Source organism: Brevundimonas sp. SORGH_AS_0993 (genome assembly GCF_030818545.1).
GTDB lineage: Bacteria > Pseudomonadota > Alphaproteobacteria > Caulobacterales > Caulobacteraceae > Brevundimonas.
Genome location: NZ_JAUTAH010000001.1, coordinates 225,447 through 246,101 on the forward strand (window position 1 = coordinate 225,447; position 20,655 = coordinate 246,101).

Below are 20,655 nucleotides of genomic sequence, written 5' to 3' on the forward strand. Positions count from 1 at the left end.
ATCTCCTCAATCGCCATATGTATACGACCGAAAATGACGCAGGCGCACGCGACAGTGCGGCCGCGACTCTAACCGGAGACAAGCTGATGCCGATTGCCCGTCTATTCGCTCGCGGCGCCGGAGGGCGTCTGGAAGACCTTCAGCATGACATCGACCTGAGCGAATGCGCGGGCGTGTGTCCCGTGAAGGGCGACCACATCGTCGCGTCGAAGGTCGGGGATTCCGGCACGCTCCGGGAGGTGACGGACCGCTACTTCAAGGCTCGCGGGCTGGACGACTACGTGGTTCTGATCGTCGAGGAACGCGACGCCCGTCCGGATGAAGTCGAACTGTTCTGAGGCCGGGGATGCAGCCGCTCGAACTGCCCGACTTCGACTTCGCTGACGATCCGACGGTCGAACGGCTTCTGCCGTCGTTCGATGGCCGGTGGAGTGCGCAGACCAAGACCATTCAAAAGGCCTTGGGGGTTCAGCGGCTCGAACTGAACGGAAACTGGGCTGGCGTCCCGACCGATTGGTGCTGCCCGGTCTGCCGACGCTACAAGCCCGAGATCGCCCGGCTGACGCCGGCGGGCGTCGTGCTGTGCCAACTCGACCGACACCATGACCATCTCGCTGACGAGGGTGCGCGCATCCTGTGGCGCAGTCAGCAGAAGCAGCCTGATCGGGCGCGTCAGGACGCGCTTCACAGCGCCATTCAGGTTTGCGTGGCGTTAGGCGAGCGGTTTCACCAGACTTTGGTCTGCAGCGACTGCAACGCTGCCGATGGAGCCGCCAAATCGGCGCTGGCGGGCGTGGTGCATCCGGAGTTCAGTTTCGCACCGTCGGAGATCGCCAAGTTTATTCGGGTCGCGCCCAACCGTTCGCATGAGGTCGATATCGACGCCGCGCGGGCCGTCTGGCTTGAGGTCGCGGACGATGTGCGTGATCGGCTATCCTTCATGGAGGTCATGGGGCGGCGTGTCGCCGAGGGCCGCCACAGCCGCGAGGGATCCGGATATACGCCCCACCACAAGGCCACGCTCCTGACGGACGTTCTCAGCGCGGCCGGACATCCCAGAATGCAGGTCGAATGGCTGGCGGGCGCGATCGAGAAGCGCTCCATCCAGCGCGACGGCTTCGCGTCGTCCGTGAAGAAGCCATCGAAGAAAGCCGTCGCGGTTCCGACGTTGGATGATCTGGCGCGGTTTACCGCCGGCCAGCATGAGCGGGATTTCTGGCATGCCCCGGCCGAGGATTGGCGCTGCGCGGCCTGTGACCGTTCCCGCTTCGAGATGCTCCGCAAAGCGCCGAAGAGCGGCCTGTGGACCGCCGGCGCTCACCGGCGGCGCGTCTTCCTGAAAGAGGGCGTTCCCGACGCCCTGTGGCGCCGAAACGGCTGGTATGAGCACGGTCTGACCTTCGGCGACCATGAAACGGTCTGGATCTGCAAAGACTGTCGTCTGATCATCACGGACGCCAAACAGACCGGCCAGAACCTGACGGACGACTGCCTCAGCGTCGCCGACGTCCGGGATTTGCTGATCTCGGTCACTCCGCACGAGCGACCGCAATATGATCGCCAGGCTGCCGCTCGCCGCGCGAGGGACAATTTCGAGGTCATGGCGGCGATCGAGGACTACGATCTCCACCGTCGGCGATGCCTAGACCTGTTCTACGATCGTCGGCGGCTTCTGCGCTCGAACCGGGCGGCGGACATCGATCTCTGGCAGTTAGAGGCGGTGTGGGAAGACCATATCGAGGAAGGCCAGCGCCCTGGTCATCTCGCATGGTTGATCGCGGAAGGAGGCCGCTTCGCTGAGGTCAACGCGCGGGATCGATGGCCCCGGGATGGCGCCGATGAAGGCTAGGCCGGTTCGTTCGGCGAGGTCAGTGGCGCCCGAAGTGTAAGGCGTTCGGCGAAGCCGGCGAGGTCGGTGAACACCTCCGGATACAGCCCGGAGATATTGAGCGCCGTCGCCACGTTTGTCGGACGAACCCGCGGCGTCTCGTTGGTTTCCCGCCGGGCATACGGAAACAGGACCGAAACCCTGGCGTCGATCAGGGCTGCGCGGGCGATGATCACCTTGATGGTGTCAGCCATCACCGCGTCACCCCGAGGCGTACGCAGGTTTCGCCATGCGGCGTCGGCGTTCGTCGCCAGCACCTGGAGTTCGGAGATGATCTGGGCGACCTGCTCACCTGGTTCATCGGGCGCTGTGAGGATGAAAGCCTGCAGATCGCGCACTACCTCGGTGGGCAGAACCGGCAAATTGATTAGACCACCGCGCGGCGGCCTGATCTTGCCGACCCGACCCAGCACGGGCGAGACCGCCTTGATGACGGCGCGCGCGTATTCCGAGATGTCATTCAGGCTGAGGGGCAGCACGGCGCGGGCGGCCGCGGCGGCCCGTCGGTTTCGTTCGGCCTCGATACGATCGGCCTGCCTGATCTGCGACAGGACATAGTTGGCGCCGTAGATGGCGGCGAGCAGGGCGATCGCGGCTCCAGCCAGATCCTGCCATTTGTGGATTGAGGACACGCCGGCGGCGAATCCGGGCACGAAGGCGTCCGCACCGATCAGCAGGCAGATCGACACGAACACAAGGCCCATCCCAATCGCTGGTCCCAGATGTTCTCTTTTCACGGGCACGGCTCTTCCTGCGGTTGTGACGGCGCAAAACGCTGTAGACTGGACCCCATCACGACGCGAGGCCGCTTATCCATGAGAATACGCTTGCCCGAACTGGGGTGGTCGGGGAGACTCACCGGGTGAAGAAGAGTCTCGATCATCTGCCGCTGCGCAAGCAGTCGGAACTCCGCCACGTGGTCGATGTGATCAAAGCCGCGTTCGAGGAGGCGATCTCGACGCGCCGCGCCGCGCGTCTAAAGAACGGCAAGATCCTCAAAGTCATTCTGTACGGATCGTACGCGCGCGGCGACTGGGTGCACGATCCGGTCGGGCGCTATTTCTCGGACTTCGACCTGCTGGTCGTCGTTGATCATGAAGACCTGACGGACGGCGAGTTCTGGCATGACGCCGAGAACCGTACGATGCCCGGTGAGGGCGAAATCCGGACGCCTGTTAGCATCATCGTTCACAGCCTCGACGACGTGAATGAGCAGCTTGATCGTGGGCGTTACTTCTTCGCGGACATCCTTCGCGAGGGGATCGTTCTCTTCGACACGCCCGGCACCAAATTGCACAAGCCGGCGGACCTTAAGGCTCAGGTGGCGTTGGCCGAGGCGGAGGAATTCTTCACCGAATGGATGGCGAGTTCGGCCAGCTTTGCACGTGGCGCCAAGTTCTACATGGGTGAGGGCGATGATCCGAAACTGGCGGCGTTCAATCTCCACCAGTCGTCCGAACACCTGTACCACTGCATTCTGTTGGTAGTGACGCTGTACAGCGGCAAGGCTCACAACTTGGCCTTCCTCCGCAAGAAGGCCGAGGCCATCGACGTCCGTCTGGCCGACGCTTGGCCGCGCGAAACCAAGTTCGAGCGCCGCTGCTTCGAGCTATTGCGCGAAGCCTACATGAAAGCGCGCTACTCCAAACACTACAAGATCAGCGGCGAGGAACTCGCCTGGCTGACGGAGCGAGTGGAGGTATTGCGTGGCCTGACCAAGACGGTGTGCGAAGAGCGATTGCTGACGCTGCGCGAACGCGCCGAAGTCTCGGAATGAGCCGGGCCAAGCAGCAGGTCGATCAACACCTGATCGATCGGGAGGGCCAAGCTCTGCTGCGCCGAAAGCTGCCTCGTCACTGGGTACTGCGAGAGTATCCCCCGGACTATGGGCTGGACTTTGTTCTCGAGCTCTTCAGCGAGGGCAAGCCCGATGACCAGGGGCGTACGCGGTACGAAACCCTGGGCGAGCATGTCTTCATCCAGTTGAAGACGATCGCCGACCCTCAAATCGCGCCTTTGCAGCTCTTCGCCCGGAGCAATGTCGAGAAGACCATGGAGGTGCTTCGCAGAGACGACCTGGTCGGCGAAGTGGACACCTATCGGTTCCCGCTGGAGACGCCCGAGCTGGTGACGATCGAACGCATGGGAATCGGCGTGCCGGTGCTGCTGGTGATCGCTGACCTTGCCAACGACCGATGCTCGTTCGTCTGTGTGAACGACTATATCGACAAGATTCTGATCCCAAGACACGAGGACTACCGCGTCAAGGCGAGCCGTACGATCCATGTGCCCATCCGCAACGAGATCGGATCGGACGCGGGCCAGATCGCCCTGCGCTGGTATGCAAAACGGCCCAAGCTGATGGCCGCGTTTCAACGCTTCACCTTCCAATTCTCGGAGTTGGGCTATGCGTTCGAGACCGATGGCTTCGACGCCATGGCGCGGTACTTCCTGCGCCGAATCTTGCCCTACGATTTCTGGGACGATGTCGAGATGTGGCAACCCATCGCCTGGTGGGCCGATGCGCTCCGGAAATACGACACCGAGGGTGGCGTGGTGTTGTTCAAAGGGCCCGACGGCAAGGCAACGCCAGCCGAAAGCCCGGAGCAGGCTGAATACTTCCGGCGGCTGAATATCCTGGAGCTCTGGCGATGTCTGTCGCTTCTGCCGAAGACTTACGAGGATATCTGTAGAGAGTGGTTCTTGCCGACGGCTCTCAGTGAGATCACATCCGCCCCTGAGCCGGGAGCAGCCGCGCCCGTCGCTCCCGCGTCTTGATGCAATCCACGCGATGCGTGGATTTTGGATTTACGACCACGCATTGCGTGGTATCGTGCGCTATGCCCGAACTTCTCGACCTGCAGCCGGATGAACTCCGGACCTTTCGCCAAAATCTGGATCTCACCCAAGCCGAACTCGCCGAGAAACTCGGCGGATCCCGCCGCTCCATAGAGGATTGGGAAGCCGGTCGACGCCAGCCCCCAGCGATGCTGCGCCTGGCGTTGGCCGCGCTCCGGTTCGATGTTCGGCCTTGGTCGCCAATCACGATCGACCCTCGCTACCCTGACCGGGAGAGCGTTGAGAACTCTGTCCGAGATCGCTTGCACGAGACCGCCTCGGACCGGGCACAGACCAAGTTCGAGAATTGGTTGAGCGATACAGCGTCGCTGCCGCTCGCTGAAGCCATCCTCCTCGGATTCCTTGAGACGGCGACCGACGGTTACAACGACATCGAATGGACCGAGAGCTGGGATCGACTGCCGAAGTCAGGGTGGCGGACGACGATGGTTGTCAAACCCGTGCTGGGCAACGGTCTCCATCCGAACGTCGCCTTCGAAACCCGCCATGACGAGCACGCGCGGCGGCTGGCCGTCTTCGTCGACAGCAAAAGGCCGAATGAGCGACTGCCTGGCCGTCTTCGGGTCGAGCAAGCGCTGGTCGATCAGGGCTTCCGTGTCATGACGTTTAGCGGTGAGGAGATCCTCGCCGATCCCGAAGGCTGCATCGATCGGATCACAGGCGTGTTGATGGATTTGGTCGATGAGAACTTGGTTGCCGCCGGGATTATCGGCCCGCCGAAGCGCAAGTCCGACATGATCTGCCCAGCTTGAACCGGGTGGACAGACCACATGAGCAGCAAAAAGCAGTTTGAGGCCCTGAAGGCGGTCGGCGTCCTTCCAGACGAAGGACGGACCCAGTGGCTCTCAGCCGCCGAAGACAGCGTCAAATTCCTCGGCTCCAATGCAACGAGCGGGTTCGTTGTCCTGTATGCGAGCATGCCGTGCGCTTGGATCGTAAGCGCGTTTGCGCTTACCGAACGGCTCTATCCCGTCGATCGTGAGAGCCTAAGCGAAGCAAGCATTTCTCTGGATGACACCTGGGTCATTCAGAAAAGCTACGGTGGAGGGGACGGACATCGGGTCTACCTCGATCCCCCTCTATCCTTCTCCGCCAAGGCGCTCGAAGGCGGAGATTTGCCGGTCTTTCGTCGAACCTTCTACGGAATGGACCGCGTTGAGCCCTTCGAGATCAATCAGAAGCTTCTGCACTGTCTGGGCTTGTTCTTCGTCGAACACCGAAAAGCGTACTGCCGCCTCGATTCAAACGGCGACCTTGAGGATGTGATCAACATCCACCGCGAAGAAGGCGCGGACGCATTCGATCGCAGAGAAATGGTGACGATCCGCATCGAGGATTTGGCGGAGTACCTCGCGCTCAGCAAAATGACGCTTGTTCGCCGGTTCGACTTCACCCGGGTCGATCATCGCACCTTCACCGGGTGGGGCGAGCCACAACGAGAGACCAAGGGTCAGGACGAGCTCTACTACAACCTGGGTTTGGGCGGTGGCAACGGGAGCTGGGCGAACGGCTATCAGCTGTTGCGGACCTCAATCACCATAGCCGACCTAGAGGCGCGTTTCGCCGCTGAGAGTTCGTCCAAGGCGCAGCGAGAGTACGAGACTTTCATAGCCTATGACTGGAAGAACCGGCGGGTCGTGGAAACATCGTGTGCGCCTGAAGCGACCGGAAACTATTTCACTGACAACGACCTGCCGTTCGAGCTCTCGCCAGCCTTTTTCCGCGCAGAGGTTTTAGCCAGGTACAAGGCTGATCCCGAAAAATACCGGCTCGACGACCGGTCAATCAGCTGTCGAAACGCCTGGACGCTGAAGACCTTCGACATCAACGAAGCCGGCCAAGTCCATACCTATCTGGTCTACCTGGCAGATTTACCCATTGCCGAGCAACGCTATTGGAAGGCTTTCAATGAAGCCCCCAAAGCCGGCATTTCTAAACGCGCGTTCGAAACGGATTTCCAGGGTGAGTGGTCCTCCCAGTATGATCCGCTGCAGGAGGTGAAGCAGTCCATTGAGTTGCTGAATAAGGCTGGACTGCCTTGGTGGTCGCCCCGTGCGGAAGGGCTTCTGGACACCACCCGATATCCCAATACGGATTCCGAAAAAGAGTGGTCCGACGAAATCCTTGCGCTCGACCATCTGGTCGTTGAGGGCTTCATTGAGCGCGGTCTGAAGGCGCTGACTCAACATGCGGGCGGAGATCCTCCGACTCATTCGGGAGGGTTGAACGCGCTAGCCGCCGCGCTTCGCGCTCGCGGGATGAGGGAGGCTGAAGCGGTGAAGACCGTTCAACCGTTCAAGACGCTTCACCATCTTCGTTCGAAGGTGAAAGGCCACTCATCTCCGAGAGAAAAGGCCGCGCTGGTCAGCGCGGCCCTTCAGGCCCACGGGTCGTTTCCCGCCCATTTCCTGGCTCTGGCCTCGGAGATCGACGTTTCCCTTGCAAATGTGCTGGCGGCGCTGGACGTCCCTGGCCGGAAGACCAACGGGTAGGAAGTCGGTTGGGCGTGACGTTCGATGGTCGCACCAACGTCAGCATCGGATTTCCGATCAGCACGGCGGGGCGGGGCGTAGGCGATGACCGAGTCGGACGATAATCCCCAACGGTTCTGGAGCCGATCAAATCCGCTTCGCGCGTTGGATGCTGACGAGAGGGACGCGACCCTGCTTCACCTTCGGGAGAGGGCCGAAGGACAAAGGGTCGCGCACCAGCTGGCCACGGAGTTGCAGGCGCGGGAGAAGCGGTCTCACTACGGCGATCCAGAGGCGGCGCGGCGACATCTCGATCTCGTAAGGGCGCTTCGTCAGGCAGGACGGATCACCTTCGCGGAGTATGTGCTGCAGATCGGCAGCCGGATGGAACTGGTCTCCGACCATCGTTCCCACGAGGGCGCCTACAGCGCCGACCTCGCCCCGATTAGCGAGGCGATGGATCAGATCGCACGTTCGTACGGCCTGGCGGAGAACGAGTATTGGAAGCGCGGTGACGAGCCCGACGAGTATCGAGCACTTGCCGATGCGTACGATGCCTGTCTCGACGCGAAGCTCGTGGAGACGATGCGCGAGTTCGGAGAGGCCGACCTTGCCAGCCTTCGCGAAACCGATCCCGCACAATATGACGCGCTACGTGAAGAAGGCCGACGGTCCGTCTTCGAGAAGGACAATCACTTGGTGGCACTGACCACCTTGATAGACTCCTATGAGCGCGAAGCAGAGGCGGCTGGCGGCGCCGGGGCCTATCTCGCCGGGTGTCTTCTGTGGGGCGCTGCGGTCGAGGGGCTGCTGCTGCTATGGTGTCTGCGCGCGCCCGAGGTCGCCCAGGCCGCGCGTCAGACCTTGCCGGCTAGGGAGCGACCGAAAAGGCCCGACCCCGCCGATTGGACCTTGGACAGCCTCGTGCATGTCTCGCGTGCTGCGGGCTGGCTTGGGGTTCTCGAAGACGACGATTTCGTCTTTCTAGTCGACGCGCTGCTGCAGAACTTGCGGCAATCACGAAACCTCATTCATCCGGGCCGGTCACTCCGGCAACAGCCGCACCTGAAGCGAGATAAGGCCGCGTTCGACGACGCAAAGGCTGCCTACACCGCGCTTCGGATTAACGAGGCTGCCCTGGGTCTCGGCTGACCTGCTGAGTAACGCTTTTCAGTCGGACGACAGTTCAGCGGAAATCCCTCGTACGCGGCCGGATCGTGTCGAGGTGGAGATCTGGGATGTAGATGTCCCGGGTTTTGGGGCGGGCTTGGCGCGGGTCAGGGGCGCTGCCGTGATAGACCTCGTCGCCGCGCCCATGGCGGATGGGGAAGACCTCGCCGCGGTCCCCAACGGAGGCCAAGAGGTCCGAGCCGTCATGAAGTTTGGTGGCGACGATGTGGACGACCTCGCCCTCGCGCTGAACCTTGCCTTCGACGATGAGCAGGCTGGAAGAGAGGACGATCCGGCGTTGCTGTTCGTACAGGCTCGGCCAGATCACCAGGTTGGCGACGCTGGTCTCGTCCTCGATGGTGATGAACATCACCCCCTTGGCGCTGCCGGGCTTCTGACGGACGAGCACAAGGCCCGCGACCCGGGTCAGTCTCCGGTCGCGCATGCCGGTCGCGTCCGCGCAGGTCATCACATGGCGTTGGTGGAGCGTATCGCGAAGGAAGGTCAGCGGATGCTCGCGCAGGGTCAGGCCAATGTGACTGTAATCCTCGACGACGTTCGTGCCGGGCGTCATCGGTCGGAGATCGGGCGCGGGCTCCGGGAGTTCGGGCCGGGGCGTCTCCTCTCTTTCGTCGGCGGCCGCGAACAGGGGCAGGGGTTCGTCGCGTAGCGCCTTGATGGCCCAGAGCGCTTCGCGGCGCTCCAGCCTGAGGTCGGACCGGAAGGCGTCGGCCTCGGCGAGACGGACCAAGCTGGAGACCGGGGCGGCCGCGCGGCGCCAGAGATCGTCGACCGACGCGAAGCGGCGGTCCTCGCGGGCGGCGACGATGCGGGCAGCGTCGGCGTTGGCGAGGCCTCGCACCATCCGGAAGCCGAGGCGGACGGCGAAGCTGTCGCCGGCCGGCTCAAGGGTGCAGTCCCAGCGGCTGGCGTTGACGCAGACGGGCCGGATCTCGACCCCGTGTTCGCGAGCGTCCCGCACGATCTGCGCCGGGGCGTAGAAGCCCATCGGCTGGGCGTTTAGCAACGCCGCGCAGAAGACGTCGGGGTGGTGGCATTTGAGCCAGGAGGAGGCGTAGGCGATCAGGGCGAAGGAGGCGGCGTGGCTCTCGGGGAAGCCGTAGGAGCCGAAGCCCTCCAACTGGCTGAAGGTCTTTTCGGCGAACTCGGCGGTGTAGCCGCGCTCGACCATGCCGCTGACCAGCTTGTCCTTGAAGTGGCTGACCCCGCCGGTGAACTTGAAGGTGGCCATGGCGCGCCGAAGCTGGTCCGCCTCGGAGGCCGTGAAGCCGGCGCATTCGATGGCGACTCGCATCGCTTGCTCCTGGAACAGGGGCACGCCCAATGTCTTGCCCAAGACCTTTTCGAGCTCGGGCTTGGGGTAGACGACGGGCTCGCGGCCCTCACGCCGGCGCAGATAGGGGTGGACCATGTCGCCCTGGATCGGGCCGGGCCGGACGATGGCGACCTCGATGACCAGGTCGTAGAAGGTGCGCGGCTTGACGCGGGGCAGCATGGCCATCTGGGCCCGGCTCTCGATCTGGAAGACCCCGAGCGTGTCCGCCTTGCGGATCATCGCATAGGTCCTGGGGTCCTCGGCGGGGATGGTCGCCAGGTCCAACTCGATCCCTTTGTGCTCGGCCAGCAGATCGAAGCCGCGCTTCATGCAGCTGAGCATGCCCAGCGCCAGCACATCGACCTTCATGAACTTCAGGGCGTCGATGTCGTCCTTGTCCCATTCGATGACCTGCCGGTCCTTCATCGCTGCCGGTTCGATGGGAACAAGGTCGTCCAGGCGGTCGTGGGTCAGGACGAAACCGCCCGGGTGCTGGCTGAGGTGGCGCGGGAAGCCGATCAGCTGGCGCGACAGGTCGAGCGCCAGCCGCAGGCGGCGATCCTCGAGGTTGAGGTTGAGCTCCTCGGCGTGCTTGTCCTCCACGCCCTCGCTCGAATAGCTCCAGACCTGCGAGGAGAGCGTCTTGATCAGATCCTCGGACAGGCCGAGGGCCTTGCCAACATCGCGCAGGGCGCCTCTGGAGCGGTAGCGGATGACCGTCGAGCACAGGGCGGCGTGGTCGCGGCCATAGGTGTCGAAGATCCACTGCATGACGATCTCGCGCCGCTCGTGCTCGAAATCGACGTCAATGTCGGGGGGCTCCTTGCGCTCCTGGCTGACGAAGCGTTCGAACAGCAGGTCGTTGCGCTCGGGGTCGATCGAGGTGACCCCGAGGACGTAACAGACAGCGGAGTTGGCCGCCGAGCCGCGGCCCTGGCAGAGGATGTCGCGGCTGCGCGCGAACCGGACGATCGAGTGGACCGTCAGGAAGTAGGGGGCGTAGGCCAGTTCGGCGATCAGCCGCAGCTCGTGCTCGAGACTCTTGCGGACCTTGTCCGGAAGGCCCTCGGGGTAGCGCGTTTTCGCGCCCTCCCAAGTCAGATGTTCGAGCGCCTGCTGGGGCGTCATGCCCGGCAGGGACGCTTCTTCGGGGTATTGGTAGGCCAGTTCGTCGAGTGAGAAGCGGCAGCGGTCGGCGATCGCCAGCGTGCGCGCCAAGGCTTCGGGATAGCGGGGAAACAGGCGGTGCATCTCAACCGCCCGCTTCAAATGGCGATCGGCGGAGCGCTCGCGCCGGAAGCCGACGCCATCGATGGTGCAGCCCTCGCGGATGCAGGTGACGACGTCCTGCAGGATGCGGCGGTCGGGGTGATGGAACAGCACGTCGTTGGTGACGACCGTCGCGACGCCCGCCGCGGCGGCCATCCGGGACAGGTCGTGCAGCCGCATCTGGTCCCGGGGACGGCGGCGCAGGGTGAGGGCGAGGTAGGCGTCCGCGCCGAAGATGGCGCGGAGCTGCGCTAGCCGGCGGTGCGTCACCGCGTCCGGCCGGTCCGGCGCGAGGACGGCGATCAGACCCTCGGCATGATCGGCGAGGTCGTCCCAGCCGAGGAGGCAGCTGGCCTTGCCGCCGCGCCGCTTGCCGAGCGACAGCAGGCGGCAGAGCCGCGAATAGGCCGGCCGGTCGGTCGGGTAGACCAGGACGGTCGCGCCGTCGGTCAGTTCGAGCCGGCAGCCGACGATCAGGCGCACGCCCGTGACCTTGGCCGCCTGATGGGCACGCACGATCCCGGCCAGACTGTTCCGGTCCGTGATGGCCAGCGCCTCGACCCCGCAGACGGCGGCCTGGCTGAACAGCTCCTCGCAGGAACTGGCCCCGCGCAGGAAGGAGAAGTGGGAGGCGCACTGGAGCTCGGCGTATCTCATCCGAACTTGCCGTGGATGAACCAGGTCTGCGGCCCGGTGCGGGCGTCCTCGCCGTCGCCGGCCCGGAACAACCAGAACCGTTCCCCGGCGTCGTCCTCGACTTGAAAATAGTCGCGGACCGCCCACAGCTCGGCATCACGGCGGCCCCATTCGCCGTAGATCCGTTCCGGCCCGTCGGCGCGGCGGATGCGTCGCCGCACCCCGCGCCAGGTGAAATGGGTCGGCGGATTGTCCGGCAGCAGGGCCAGGGTCTCGACGGGCTCAGGCGATCGAAACAGTCGCACCGGCCTGGGCCAGTCCGGCGACCAGTCCGGGCCGGAGGGAGTGGCGAGCGGCGGGGCCTTCGCCACGGAACGCTCCGGAACATCGCTCTCGACAGGCGCGACCCGGTACAGCCGTTGGGCGCCCACCCGGTTGGCCAGCACGTCGACAAGGCCCGAGATGTCGGGCGCGGCCACGTCCGTCAGGGCCGACGGACCCGGCCGCCAGTCCAGCGGATCGGCGATCGAAGCCGTCAGGGTCATGCGCTCGATGCCGAACCCGGGGGCGATCGTCTCGATCTTGTCGCGCAGCAGTCGCGTGAGCCGCTTGCGGTCGCGGACGGGGCGCGCCGTGCCCACCCGGACGGCTTCGATGCGGTTGTCGACGCGGTGACAGAGCCAGTCGAGCCGCCGGGCGCCCAGGCCGTCTCGCTCCAACCGGGCGCAGAGGTCATCCACCAACTGCCCGGCGTAGCGCTCGAGCGTCTCCGCCGCACCGATCGGCTCGGCGAAGACCCGCTCCGCCAGGGGCGTCTCGGGCGCCGCGACCGGAATGATGGGCTCGAACACCCGAGCGAAGGCCTGGTCGAGGCGTCGGCCGACCTCGGGGCCGAAGCGCAGGGTCAGGGGCGCCCGGGGCTGGCGCTCGAGGTCGAGGATTGTCTCGAACCCCATGCGGCCGAGCGCCTGCACCAAGTCCGGCGCCAGTCGCAGGGCGACGAGGGGGAGGTGGGCCAGGGAGCGGCCGATCTCGCCGTCCTCGACGATGGCCGGGGCGGAGGCGTACCGCGCCACGGCATGGGCCGCCCCATAGCTGGGGGCGATGACGGCGCGCGCCTGGACGCCGACGGCGGCGAGCCGTGCCTCCATATCAGCGAGCAGGCCGCGCTCGCCGCCCTTGAGGTGAGCCGCGCCCGTGGCGTCGATGGCCAAGCCGTCCGGAGCGTCGGCCGCGCAGATCGGGGCGTAGTGTTTCAGCGCCCACAGGGCGAGGCGGTCGAGGGCCTCGTCATCGCCCGCCAAGTCCGCGTCGAAGGGCGCGAGCCCGGGGACGAGGGCGTGGGCCTGGGTCGCGGCCATGCTGGGCCGGAGGCCGAGCGCGCGGGCGGCCGGATTGCAGGCGGTGACGATGCGACGCCGTCGGTCGCGGCCCACCAGCACGATCGGGGCCTCAGGCGGCGGCGCGGCGTCGCCCAGCCGCCGGCGCAGCCGATCGATCGGCCAGTTCGGCAGGTAGAGCGAGACGACCCTTTTCATCACAGGCTTCCAGGGAGAAATCGGCGCAGTCGCCGGCGCGGCAACGGATCAGTTCGACGAACCAGCGGGGACGACCGACCCCGGGGGCGGGCAGGGGGGACGACGGCTGGGGCGTGACCCGCCAGCGCGTCGCCGCGGCCGTCGGCTGTCCGAAGTCGGCAGCCTCCGCCGCCCGGCGCCAACGCCGCACCGCGAGAGCAGTGACGCCTGAGGCCTCGGCGGCAAGCTGGAGGCGGCGCGACGCCGTCATCGACAGCCGCGCCACCTCCGCGACCACGGCGCCCAAACCGCCGTGACGCAGCCCCTCCTCGAAACAGGCGAGCAGGCTCTTCTCGTCTCCCGCCTCCAGATACAGCACCCGGTCCGGCTCCAGCCCGACCTGACGCAGGGCGGGCGCGAAGAGATCGGGCCGCGTGACGCACCAGAGCACCTGGCCCGGCAGGCGGGCGGCGATTCCGGCGGCGAACAGTGCCGCCGCCGCGCCGTCCACCGCGCCGTCGCCGCCGCCGGCCACCTCGTGCAGGGCACCCAGCGCGAGGCCGCCCTGCGGAAGGGCTGCGTCCAGGCCGGGCACGCCGAACGGCAGGACCGCCGGGCGGGGCCGCCCGGTGGCCTCCAGCGTTTCGATACGGGCGCGCAGCGCCGCGAGATCGGCGGCGGGCCGGGGGTGCATGGCGGCCTCCTTTCCGAGGTCTCTAATGTTCGTGTTTCGTTCTGGTTCTCATTTCACGGCGGAGTCAACGGCGCGGGCGCCTTATCCCCGCGCGAATCGCCATGAATCCTTCCGGCGGCTTTCGCGTTTGACGCCTGAGGAGATCCGATGACTGAACCTGAGCAGCAGCGATATTTCGCCTGGGCCGACAGCGTCGGCCGGGGCCACGGGCATGTCGTCGAGGCGGGCAGCTACGAGGCCGCCGCCGTCGGCTACACCGAGCTCTACACGCCGCCGGTGGACGGCGACGGCGATATCCGCGTTTTCGTCGCCGGCCTGGACGACGGCCAGGAGCACTGCTTCACCATCGATCTCGGAGACGGTCACGCCGAGCCCTGCGACTGACCCGGCGGTCGGAGCGAATCACTTGCGTCGGTGTTGAGTCGAGTCTGCGCGGGGCCATGCGGGCTCCGCAGGGAGACGTCGACCATGGCCTACCGGCCCACCTGGCAGGGACACCTGCGCCTGTCCCTCGTGACCTGTCCGGTCGCCCTTTACACCGCCACCAGTTCGGGCGGCGAAGTGCACTTCAACCTGATCAATCCGGAGACGAACAACCGGATCAAGATGGTGACGACGGACCCCGACACCGGTCCTGTCGACCGGTCCTCGCTGGTGAAGGGCTACGCGGTCGCCAAGGACGAATACATTCTGCTGACCGACGAAGAGATCAAGTCGGTCAAGCTCGAAAGCACCAAGACGATCGACATCGAACGCTTCGTCCCGGAGGACGAAATCGATCGGCTCTATTGGGATAATCCCTACTACCTCGCCCCGGCCGGCGGTATCGCCGAAGAGGCCTTCGGCGTCATCCGTGAGGCCATGCGCTCGGAGGGCAAGATCGCCTTGGGCCGCGTCGTCCTCTCGACGCGAGAGCGTCTGCTGGCGCTCGAGCCGCGCGACAAGGGCATCCTCGCCTATTCGCTGCGGACGCGCGGCGAGGTGCGCGACACGCGCGACGTCTTCGGCGCCATTTCGGAAAAGCAGCCGGACCCGGCCATGATCGATATCGCGCGCCGGATCATCGAACAGCAGGCCGGGCCCTTCGACCCGGACCAGTTCGTCGATCGCTACGAGGAGGCGCTCAAGGCGCTGATCGCCTCCAAGCAGCGGGGGCAAACGCCGGTGCGCTCCGCCGAGCCGGATGACACCCAGGTCGGCGACCTGATGGCGGCGCTGCGCGCCAGCCTGCAGGGCTCGGCCGCGCCGCGGACCAGCCGAACTCGGACTGCCGGCCGGACGCCGGCGGCCGCGAAACCGGCGCGGGCGGCGGCGCGTCGTCGGGCGGGCTAGTGGCGTCGATCGCCTTTGTCGCCGTAGCCCGGCTTCGACGCGGTCTTGGCCTGGCGCTTCTGGTCCTGCGCCGACGACTTGCCGACATCGACCTGTTCGTCGAAGCGGCCCTCGCTGTCGCGGCGGACATAGCGCTTGTCGCCGGGGGTCGGTTCGATCAGCTCGCGTTTGGACATGACGGTCTCCCTTTGCTGAGAGGGGAATCCGTGCTGGCGAGTCGGGTTCCGTGACAGCGCCGGACGGGCGTCCGACGATGCTGGACGGACGATGCGAAATGGCGGCGGATACAGGTCGGGCCGCCGGCGACCGTAGGCGCGAGGAGAGATGACGCGATGTGCAACGAGTTCCAGCTCATCCTGCCCTTCGACGAGGTGATCGAAACCTTCAACCGGAGCGGCGATCCGCTGGTGTTCCCGGGCGGCATGCCGAACTTCGGGCCCATGGCCTCAATCCGGATCGGGGATCGGTTCCCGATCATCACGCTCGGCGAGGCCGGGCCGCAGCTCGTCACCACGCCCTGGGCGTGGAAGTCGCCGCATGGTCCGCCGGTCTTCAACTTCCGGTCGGACGGTCGATCCTTCGCCAACTCTGTCCGGTGCCTGATCCCGGCGGACGGCTTCTTCGAGTTCACCGATCCGGAGGCCGGACAGAAGCGGAAGACGAAGTGGCGCTTCACCCTTTCCGGCGAACGCCTCTTCTGGATCGCGGGCCTGGTGAAGGAGGGCGCCTTCGCCATGCTGACCACCGAGCCGGGGCCAGATATCGCGCCCTATCACAACCGTCAGATCGTCGTGCTGCGTCCCGAGGAAGGCGCGGCCTGGCTGCATCTCCAGAAGCCGGAGGCCGAGCTGTTGCGGGCGCTGCCCGCCGGGTCCCTAGATGTCGAGAAGGTCTTCCCGGCAGCGGCGTGAGCCGTGTCGAGAGGAGAGCCGAGGGGCGTGCCGAGCCGGTCTCTGCTGTCCTTGGGAGGGCGGCGGACCGGCGGACTTGCATCTCTCCTGACGCGCGCCAGCGGGCGCGGCCTCTCAATGGGCGGATCTGACCGGAGCCGGTCCGGCTTCGCGCAACCGCGCGCTCGGCTTTCTTCCCCGGCCTGACGGCCTCCTCGCGAGACAAGAAAGCCTCCCTAGCGGTCCTCCGCTGTGCTGCGGGGCTCCCTGCGGTCGTCCTGCGCGCCGTCCCGTCTCCGGTCGCCCGATCGCCATCGAGGCCGCGGCAGGCGTGGCCCGACAGCAAAGGAGAGACTGCAATGGCCACCATCGGCACCTTCACCGCCCAGGGCGACGGCTACACCGGCTCGATCAAGACCCTGACCCTCAACGTCAAGACCGCCGTCCTGCGGCCAAACGAGAAGAGCGACGACAAGGCCCCCGACTATCGCATCTTCGCCGGCCAGACCGAGTTCGGCGCGGCCTGGAAGAAGACCAGCCAGCAGAACCGCGACTACCTCTCGGTCAAGCTCGACGATCCCAGCTTCCCGGCCCCGATCTACGCCTCCCTGGTCGAGGTCGATGGCGGGCACAGCCTGATCTGGTCCCGCTGACCTGAAGCCGCGGCGGCGCGGGTCACGCGCCGTCGCTCACTCCTTTCCATCCGTCAAATCCGAGGAGGCCGCCATGTCGCGCCCCGCCGCTCCCGCACGCCCGGACATCCACGCCCGCATCACCCAGCAGATCATCACCCAGCTTGAGGCCGGGGTCCGGCCCTGGACCCAGCCCTGGACAGCCGCCGCACCCGTCAGCCGCCCGCTCCGCCACGACGGCACGCCCTATACCGGCATCAACGTCGTCCTGCTCTGGTCGGAGGCCGCCAGCCGAGGTTTCACCCGCCCGACCTGGATGACCTTCCGTCAGGCCCTCGCGCTCGGCGGCTGCGTTCGCAGGGGGCAGCGCGGAGCCACCGTCGTCTACGCCAACCAGCTGGTGAGAACCGAGGCGGATGACGCCGGCGAGGACGTCGAGCGACGCATCCCGTTCCTCAAGGCCTATACGGTGTTCAACGTCGATCAGATCGAGGGATTGCCGTGTACGACGCCTGACGAAGGGAGGCCCGCCCTCAACCCGGATGAGCGCATCCAACGGATCGACGCCTTCTTCAGCCGGTGCGAGGCCGATGTCCGTCACGGCGGAGGCTGCGCCTACTACGCACCCGGGCCCGACTATGTGCAGATGCCGCCTTTCGAGACCTTCAAGGACGCCGACAGCTACTACGCCACTCTCGGGCATGAGATGACCCATTGGACCCGCCATCCGTCCCGACTTGACCGGGACCTTGGTCGCCAACGTCACGGCGACGCCGGCTACGCCCGCGAGGAACTCGTAGCCGAACTTGGCGCGGCCTTCCTGTGCGCGGACCTGGGTCTGGCGCTGGAACCGCGGGAGGACCATGCCGCCTACATCGGCTCGTGGCTGAAGGTGCTCCGCGACGACAAGCGGTTCATCGTGTCTGCGGCGGCGCATTCGCAGAAGGCCGTCGCGTGGCTGCACGACCTGCAGACCTGACGCTCCCCGCTGGCGTCGCGACGTCGCGCGGCGCCAGCGCCTTTCGTCTGCCTTGGCCATTCCCATATGCAGGGAAAGACGGCGGCGACTCGGAGCGCCGGTCGTTGTTCAGGGGAGACATTATGACTGATCGCTTCCAAAGCGCGCTTCGGCAAAAGCCCGCGACACCCGGCAAGAGCGTGACCGCGACAATTCATGAAGAAGAGACGCGGCTGAAGGACGCCGAGAAGGTGAAGACTTTCTTGGTGACCTATCGGATCAGCAAGGTCGATGTGCCCGGGAAGGGGGGCTACGACAAACGCCGGGACGCCGTCCTTGAGCGCATCGAGGCTCTCGACGGGCAGCGGTTCCACCTCTCGACATCGGCTTGGAAGATCAAAAGTCGTCGGGATAAGAGCGCGCTCGTCGTCCTGCTGAGCAAGCCGCTCGACGTGAAGGTGGACTTCGTGTCTGTTACCCAGGTCGGGCCGACGGCGACGTTTGGCGACGCCGAGCTCGAGGACTGACATGATCGAGCCCCCGAAAGAGAATGTGGATCGGGCGCTGTGGCGCGCCGTGGCCGAAGCCGCGACGCAGTTCACGCCGGTCACCGCCGCGCTCGCCCGCCTCTACCAAACCACGCACCCATCCCAGTTCCAGAAGGACGTCGAGCGGTGGCACGAAGTGGTGAGCGACACCGCCAACGATCATGAGGCGCGGCTGCAGACGCTGGAGGCCGCGCACCAGCCGAAGCTCAAGTTGTCGCCCGACGCGACGGCGCTGGCGCTTTGGCTCGCGGAGACTTCGGCCTACGGCTTGGAGGATCCCATCGGTTTCGACGCTGTTTCAGCGGCCTTCCCGGAGGCCGCCAAGCGCGATCTTGAGGACGCCGCCGCCGAGCTCGCGTCATTCGGCCTGGTCAAAACGTCGGCCGCGTTCGGGCATCCCGTACGCCTCGTTCGCCCGCTGTCGAACCTGTTCGCGTTGTTCGATCCCCTCGTCAAAGGGGTGTCCCCGCAAGACGATGCAGCGATCTTGGCCGCCAAAGCTCTCGAGTTGGACAGCGGAAACGTGCCCGGCCTGATGGAAGCCCTCGGGTGGGATGCGCGGCGGCTGAACCCGGCGCTCATGCTGCTCATGTCAGTGATCCCGGGGCCCATCAGCCAGGAGATCTCGAGGGATCTGGCGACGCGGTTCTTCGCGATGACGCCGGATACGCGGGTGGCGCTGAAGCGTCTGCGCTCCGAACCCTAACGTTCACAGAGCAGCTTCGGCGAGAGCGTCTCCGCCCGGCTGGGGCGCCCTTCAGGGCGGCGGGCGAGCGGGCGCGGAGCGGACGCCGAGGGGAGGGCGGACAGCACCGGAGGCCTACGGGGCGAAGGGGATGACGGTCTAGGGCAGGATAGGCTTTGCGCCGGCAATGTCTGACACACCCGCTCTCCCATGGACCGCCTTACCCTCCGCGTTTCGCCCGATCTGATCCGCCGGTTCGACGCCGCCGCGGCCCTCCAGGGCGGACGCTCGCGGCTTCTCCGGCGGCTCATGGACGGCGCGGCTCAGGCGGCTCTTCCCGCGCCGGAGGATGCACCGGTGGCGGTGCGGTCGGGCAAGCTGACCCTGCGTCTTGGCGAAGCGGACCTGCGTCTCCTGGAGCACGAGGCGGCCGCGGCAGGCCTGTCGCGAACCCAGTGGAGCGTGGCGCTCATCCGTCGGCGTCTGCACGATCGGCCGCAGTTCAGCCGGCCCGAGGCTCTGGCCCTGATCGAGGCGCGCCGCGAGCTCCGGCGGATCGGTGTGAACATCAACCAGATCGCCCGCGCGCTGAACACGGCGGTGATGGAGGGCACGGTGCTGGATCTGGAGCTGGGGCAACTCGGCGCCTTTCAGGCCGAGATCTCGGCCTGGGTCGAGGCGCTCGGTGAGGCCTTCGAGGGTAATCTCGCCTATTGGACGCCGACGGCGTGACCGACTTCCGGCCGTCGCGCGGGTTCGAGGAGGTGCTGCGTCCACCCGTCGAGATCCGACGCGCCCGGATCACGCCCGCGGTGCTGCGTCCGTCTAGCGGGGAGGGCGGCGATCCGTCCGCGCGGTTCGCGCGGGTGGCGCGCCGCGTACCCGAGGTGATGGTGAAGATCACCGGGCGGACGCGGGACGGCGCCCACCTGATGGCGCACCTGGACTACATCAGCCGCAACGGCGCCCTGGCGCTGGAAGGACTCGATGGAGAGCGGCTGGACGGCCGCGAGCCGATCCGTGACCTTGCACGCGACTGGGCCGAGGACTTCGCCCTCGAACCGGGACGCCGGCGGGACGCGTCGATCACCCTGTCGATCGTGCTGAGCATGCCGGCCGGGACCGACGCGGTCCGCCTGCACGACGCCGCGCGGGCGTTTGCGGCCGGGACATTCGGCGAGCGCTTTCCCTATGTCTTCGCCCTGCATGATGAAGGCCGACATCCCCACGTCCATCTGACGGTGCGAAGGCTCGGACGGGATGGCGAGCGGCTGAACCCTCGAAAGGCGGACCTGCAGGTCTGGCGGGAAGGCTTCGCGCGCGCCCTTCGCGACCGGTCGATCGAGGCCGAGGCGACGCCGCGCCGGACGCGGGGCGTGACCCGCAAGGCCGAGCGGACGCCGATCCGCAAGATGCGGGAGCGTTTCATGGCGGGGCGGGGAGCTCTGCCTGAGGTGCTCGCCGCCGGCTATCGGGCGGCGCTCACGCCGGGCGGTGGCGAAGCGCCCTGGCTTGGCGCGATCCGGACCCGTGAGCTGGCGATCCGGCGGGTCCTGGTGGCCGAAGCGGTGCGCCTGTCGCGATCGGAACGATCGCACGATCGCGCGCTTGCGGCCCTGGTGGAACGGTTCGTGCGGGACAGGCCGGCCCCGATGACGCGGGATGAGGAACTCAGAGAGCGGCAGGGAAGACGACATCATGCCGATCGGACGCGGGACCGGTAGGGAGGCGGCAAGATCGTCGCATTTGCGGAGTGTCAGAAACTATCCT

At 66.2% G+C, this 20,655-nt stretch carries 21 protein-coding genes; 16 read left to right on the top strand and 5 right to left on the bottom strand.

The window, feature by feature from the left end; genetic code table 11:
• The first annotated feature begins 17 nt into the window (after positions 1-17).
• Together QE389_RS01230 and QE389_RS01235 are read left to right on the top strand one after the other, a co-directional pair.
• Positions 18-338 carry a hypothetical protein gene (locus QE389_RS01230; protein ID WP_307363876.1) on the top strand — a complete coding sequence of 107 codons (321 nt, stop codon included), beginning with the start codon at positions 18-20 and terminating at the stop codon, positions 336-338.
• Between the two features lie 8 nt (positions 339-346).
• Positions 347-1,849 (top strand): hypothetical protein, encoded by a 1,503-nt coding sequence (locus QE389_RS01235; RefSeq protein ID WP_307363878.1) that lies wholly within the window; start codon positions 347-349, stop codon positions 1,847-1,849.
• Here QE389_RS01235 and QE389_RS01240 read toward each other — a convergent pair.
• A complete protein-coding gene (locus tag QE389_RS01240; RefSeq protein WP_307363880.1) occupies positions 1,846-2,592 on the bottom strand; it encodes a hypothetical protein in 747 nt (248 codons plus the stop codon). The genes QE389_RS01235 and QE389_RS01240 overlap by 4 nt on opposite strands.
• Before the next feature lie 158 nt (positions 2,593-2,750).
• On the opposite strand from QE389_RS01240, the gene QE389_RS01245 reads away from it, so the two are divergent.
• From QE389_RS01245 to QE389_RS01265, 5 genes are all read left to right on the top strand, one after another.
• Positions 2,751-3,665 (top strand): nucleotidyltransferase domain-containing protein, encoded by a 915-nt coding sequence (locus tag QE389_RS01245; protein WP_307363882.1) that lies wholly within the window; start codon positions 2,751-2,753, stop codon positions 3,663-3,665.
• Entirely contained in the window at positions 3,662-4,666 is a 1,005-nt protein-coding gene (locus QE389_RS01250; RefSeq protein ID WP_307363884.1) for a DUF4365 domain-containing protein, read from the top strand. The genes QE389_RS01245 and QE389_RS01250 overlap by 4 nt, the downstream gene beginning before the upstream one ends.
• A gap of 62 nt (positions 4,667-4,728) precedes the next feature.
• The gene (locus tag QE389_RS01255; RefSeq protein WP_307363886.1) at positions 4,729-5,499 is read left to right on the top strand and encodes a DNA-binding transcriptional regulator; all 771 of its coding nucleotides are present in this window, start codon (positions 4,729-4,731) and stop codon (positions 5,497-5,499) included.
• Positions 5,500-5,517: 18 nt separating this feature from the next.
• The gene (locus QE389_RS01260; protein ID WP_307363888.1) at positions 5,518-7,239 is read left to right on the top strand and encodes a hypothetical protein; all 1,722 of its coding nucleotides are present in this window, start codon (positions 5,518-5,520) and stop codon (positions 7,237-7,239) included.
• Positions 7,240-7,323: 84 nt separating this feature from the next.
• Positions 7,324-8,370, top strand: coding sequence for a hypothetical protein (locus QE389_RS01265; RefSeq protein WP_307363890.1), 1,047 nt, complete (start codon positions 7,324-7,326; stop codon positions 8,368-8,370).
• A gap of 34 nt (positions 8,371-8,404) precedes the next feature.
• Here QE389_RS01265 and QE389_RS01270 read toward each other — a convergent pair whose 3' ends face one another.
• The 3 genes from QE389_RS01270 to QE389_RS01280 are packed head-to-tail and all read right to left on the bottom strand — an operon-like array spanning position 8,405 to position 13,840.
• The gene (locus QE389_RS01270) at positions 8,405-11,650 is read right to left on the bottom strand and encodes an error-prone DNA polymerase (protein WP_307363892.1); all 3,246 of its coding nucleotides are present in this window, start codon (positions 11,648-11,650) and stop codon (positions 8,405-8,407) included.
• Positions 11,647-13,167, bottom strand: coding sequence for a DNA polymerase Y family protein (locus QE389_RS01275; RefSeq protein ID WP_307363894.1), 1,521 nt, complete (start codon positions 13,165-13,167; stop codon positions 11,647-11,649). Before QE389_RS01275 ends, QE389_RS01270 begins: the two co-directional genes overlap by 4 nt.
• Positions 13,082-13,840, bottom strand: coding sequence for an ImuA family protein (locus QE389_RS01280; RefSeq protein WP_307363896.1), 759 nt, complete (start codon positions 13,838-13,840; stop codon positions 13,082-13,084). The genes QE389_RS01275 and QE389_RS01280 overlap by 86 nt, the downstream gene beginning before the upstream one ends.
• A 147-nt stretch (positions 13,841-13,987) precedes the next feature.
• Between QE389_RS01280 and QE389_RS01285 the strand changes: the two genes are divergently transcribed.
• Together QE389_RS01285 and QE389_RS01290 are read left to right on the top strand one after the other, a co-directional pair.
• Positions 13,988-14,224: a DUF5961 family protein gene (locus tag QE389_RS01285; RefSeq protein WP_307363898.1), complete on the top strand. Its 237-nt coding sequence runs from the start codon at positions 13,988-13,990 to the stop codon at positions 14,222-14,224.
• 84 nt (positions 14,225-14,308) lie between these two features.
• Entirely contained in the window at positions 14,309-15,172 is an 864-nt protein-coding gene (locus tag QE389_RS01290) for a Ku protein (protein WP_307363900.1), read from the top strand.
• Here QE389_RS01290 and QE389_RS01295 read toward each other — a convergent pair.
• A complete protein-coding gene (locus QE389_RS01295; protein ID WP_307363902.1) occupies positions 15,169-15,348 on the bottom strand; it encodes a hypothetical protein in 180 nt (59 codons plus the stop codon). The two genes, QE389_RS01290 and QE389_RS01295, sit on opposite strands and share 4 nt — an antisense overlap.
• 156 nt (positions 15,349-15,504) lie before the next feature.
• On the opposite strand from QE389_RS01295, the gene QE389_RS01300 reads away from it, so the two are divergent.
• From QE389_RS01300 to QE389_RS01330, 7 genes are all read left to right on the top strand, one after another.
• Positions 15,505-16,083, top strand: coding sequence for an SOS response-associated peptidase (locus QE389_RS01300; RefSeq protein WP_307363904.1), 579 nt, complete (start codon positions 15,505-15,507; stop codon positions 16,081-16,083).
• 338 nt (positions 16,084-16,421) lie between these two features.
• Complete coding sequence (locus tag QE389_RS01305; RefSeq protein ID WP_307363907.1) at positions 16,422-16,715, top strand: DUF736 domain-containing protein; 294 nt, start codon at positions 16,422-16,424, stop codon at positions 16,713-16,715.
• A 73-nt stretch (positions 16,716-16,788) separates the two neighbouring features.
• Positions 16,789-17,673: an ArdC family protein gene (locus tag QE389_RS01310; RefSeq protein ID WP_307363910.1), complete on the top strand. Its 885-nt coding sequence runs from the start codon at positions 16,789-16,791 to the stop codon at positions 17,671-17,673.
• A 122-nt stretch (positions 17,674-17,795) separates the two neighbouring features.
• Positions 17,796-18,179 carry a hypothetical protein gene (locus tag QE389_RS01315; RefSeq protein WP_307363912.1) on the top strand — a complete coding sequence of 128 codons (384 nt, stop codon included), beginning with the start codon at positions 17,796-17,798 and terminating at the stop codon, positions 18,177-18,179.
• Between the two features lies 1 nt (position 18,180).
• Positions 18,181-18,906 carry a hypothetical protein gene (locus tag QE389_RS01320; RefSeq protein WP_307363914.1) on the top strand — a complete coding sequence of 242 codons (726 nt, stop codon included), beginning with the start codon at positions 18,181-18,183 and terminating at the stop codon, positions 18,904-18,906.
• A 189-nt stretch (positions 18,907-19,095) separates the two neighbouring features.
• Positions 19,096-19,617, top strand: coding sequence for a plasmid mobilization relaxosome protein MobC (gene mobC, locus QE389_RS01325; protein ID WP_307363916.1), 522 nt, complete (start codon positions 19,096-19,098; stop codon positions 19,615-19,617).
• Positions 19,614-20,609, top strand: a complete 996-nt coding sequence (locus QE389_RS01330; protein ID WP_307363918.1) for a relaxase/mobilization nuclease domain-containing protein — start codon at positions 19,614-19,616, stop codon at positions 20,607-20,609. Before mobC ends, QE389_RS01330 begins: the two co-directional genes overlap by 4 nt.
• The last annotated feature ends 46 nt before the right edge of the window (positions 20,610-20,655 follow it).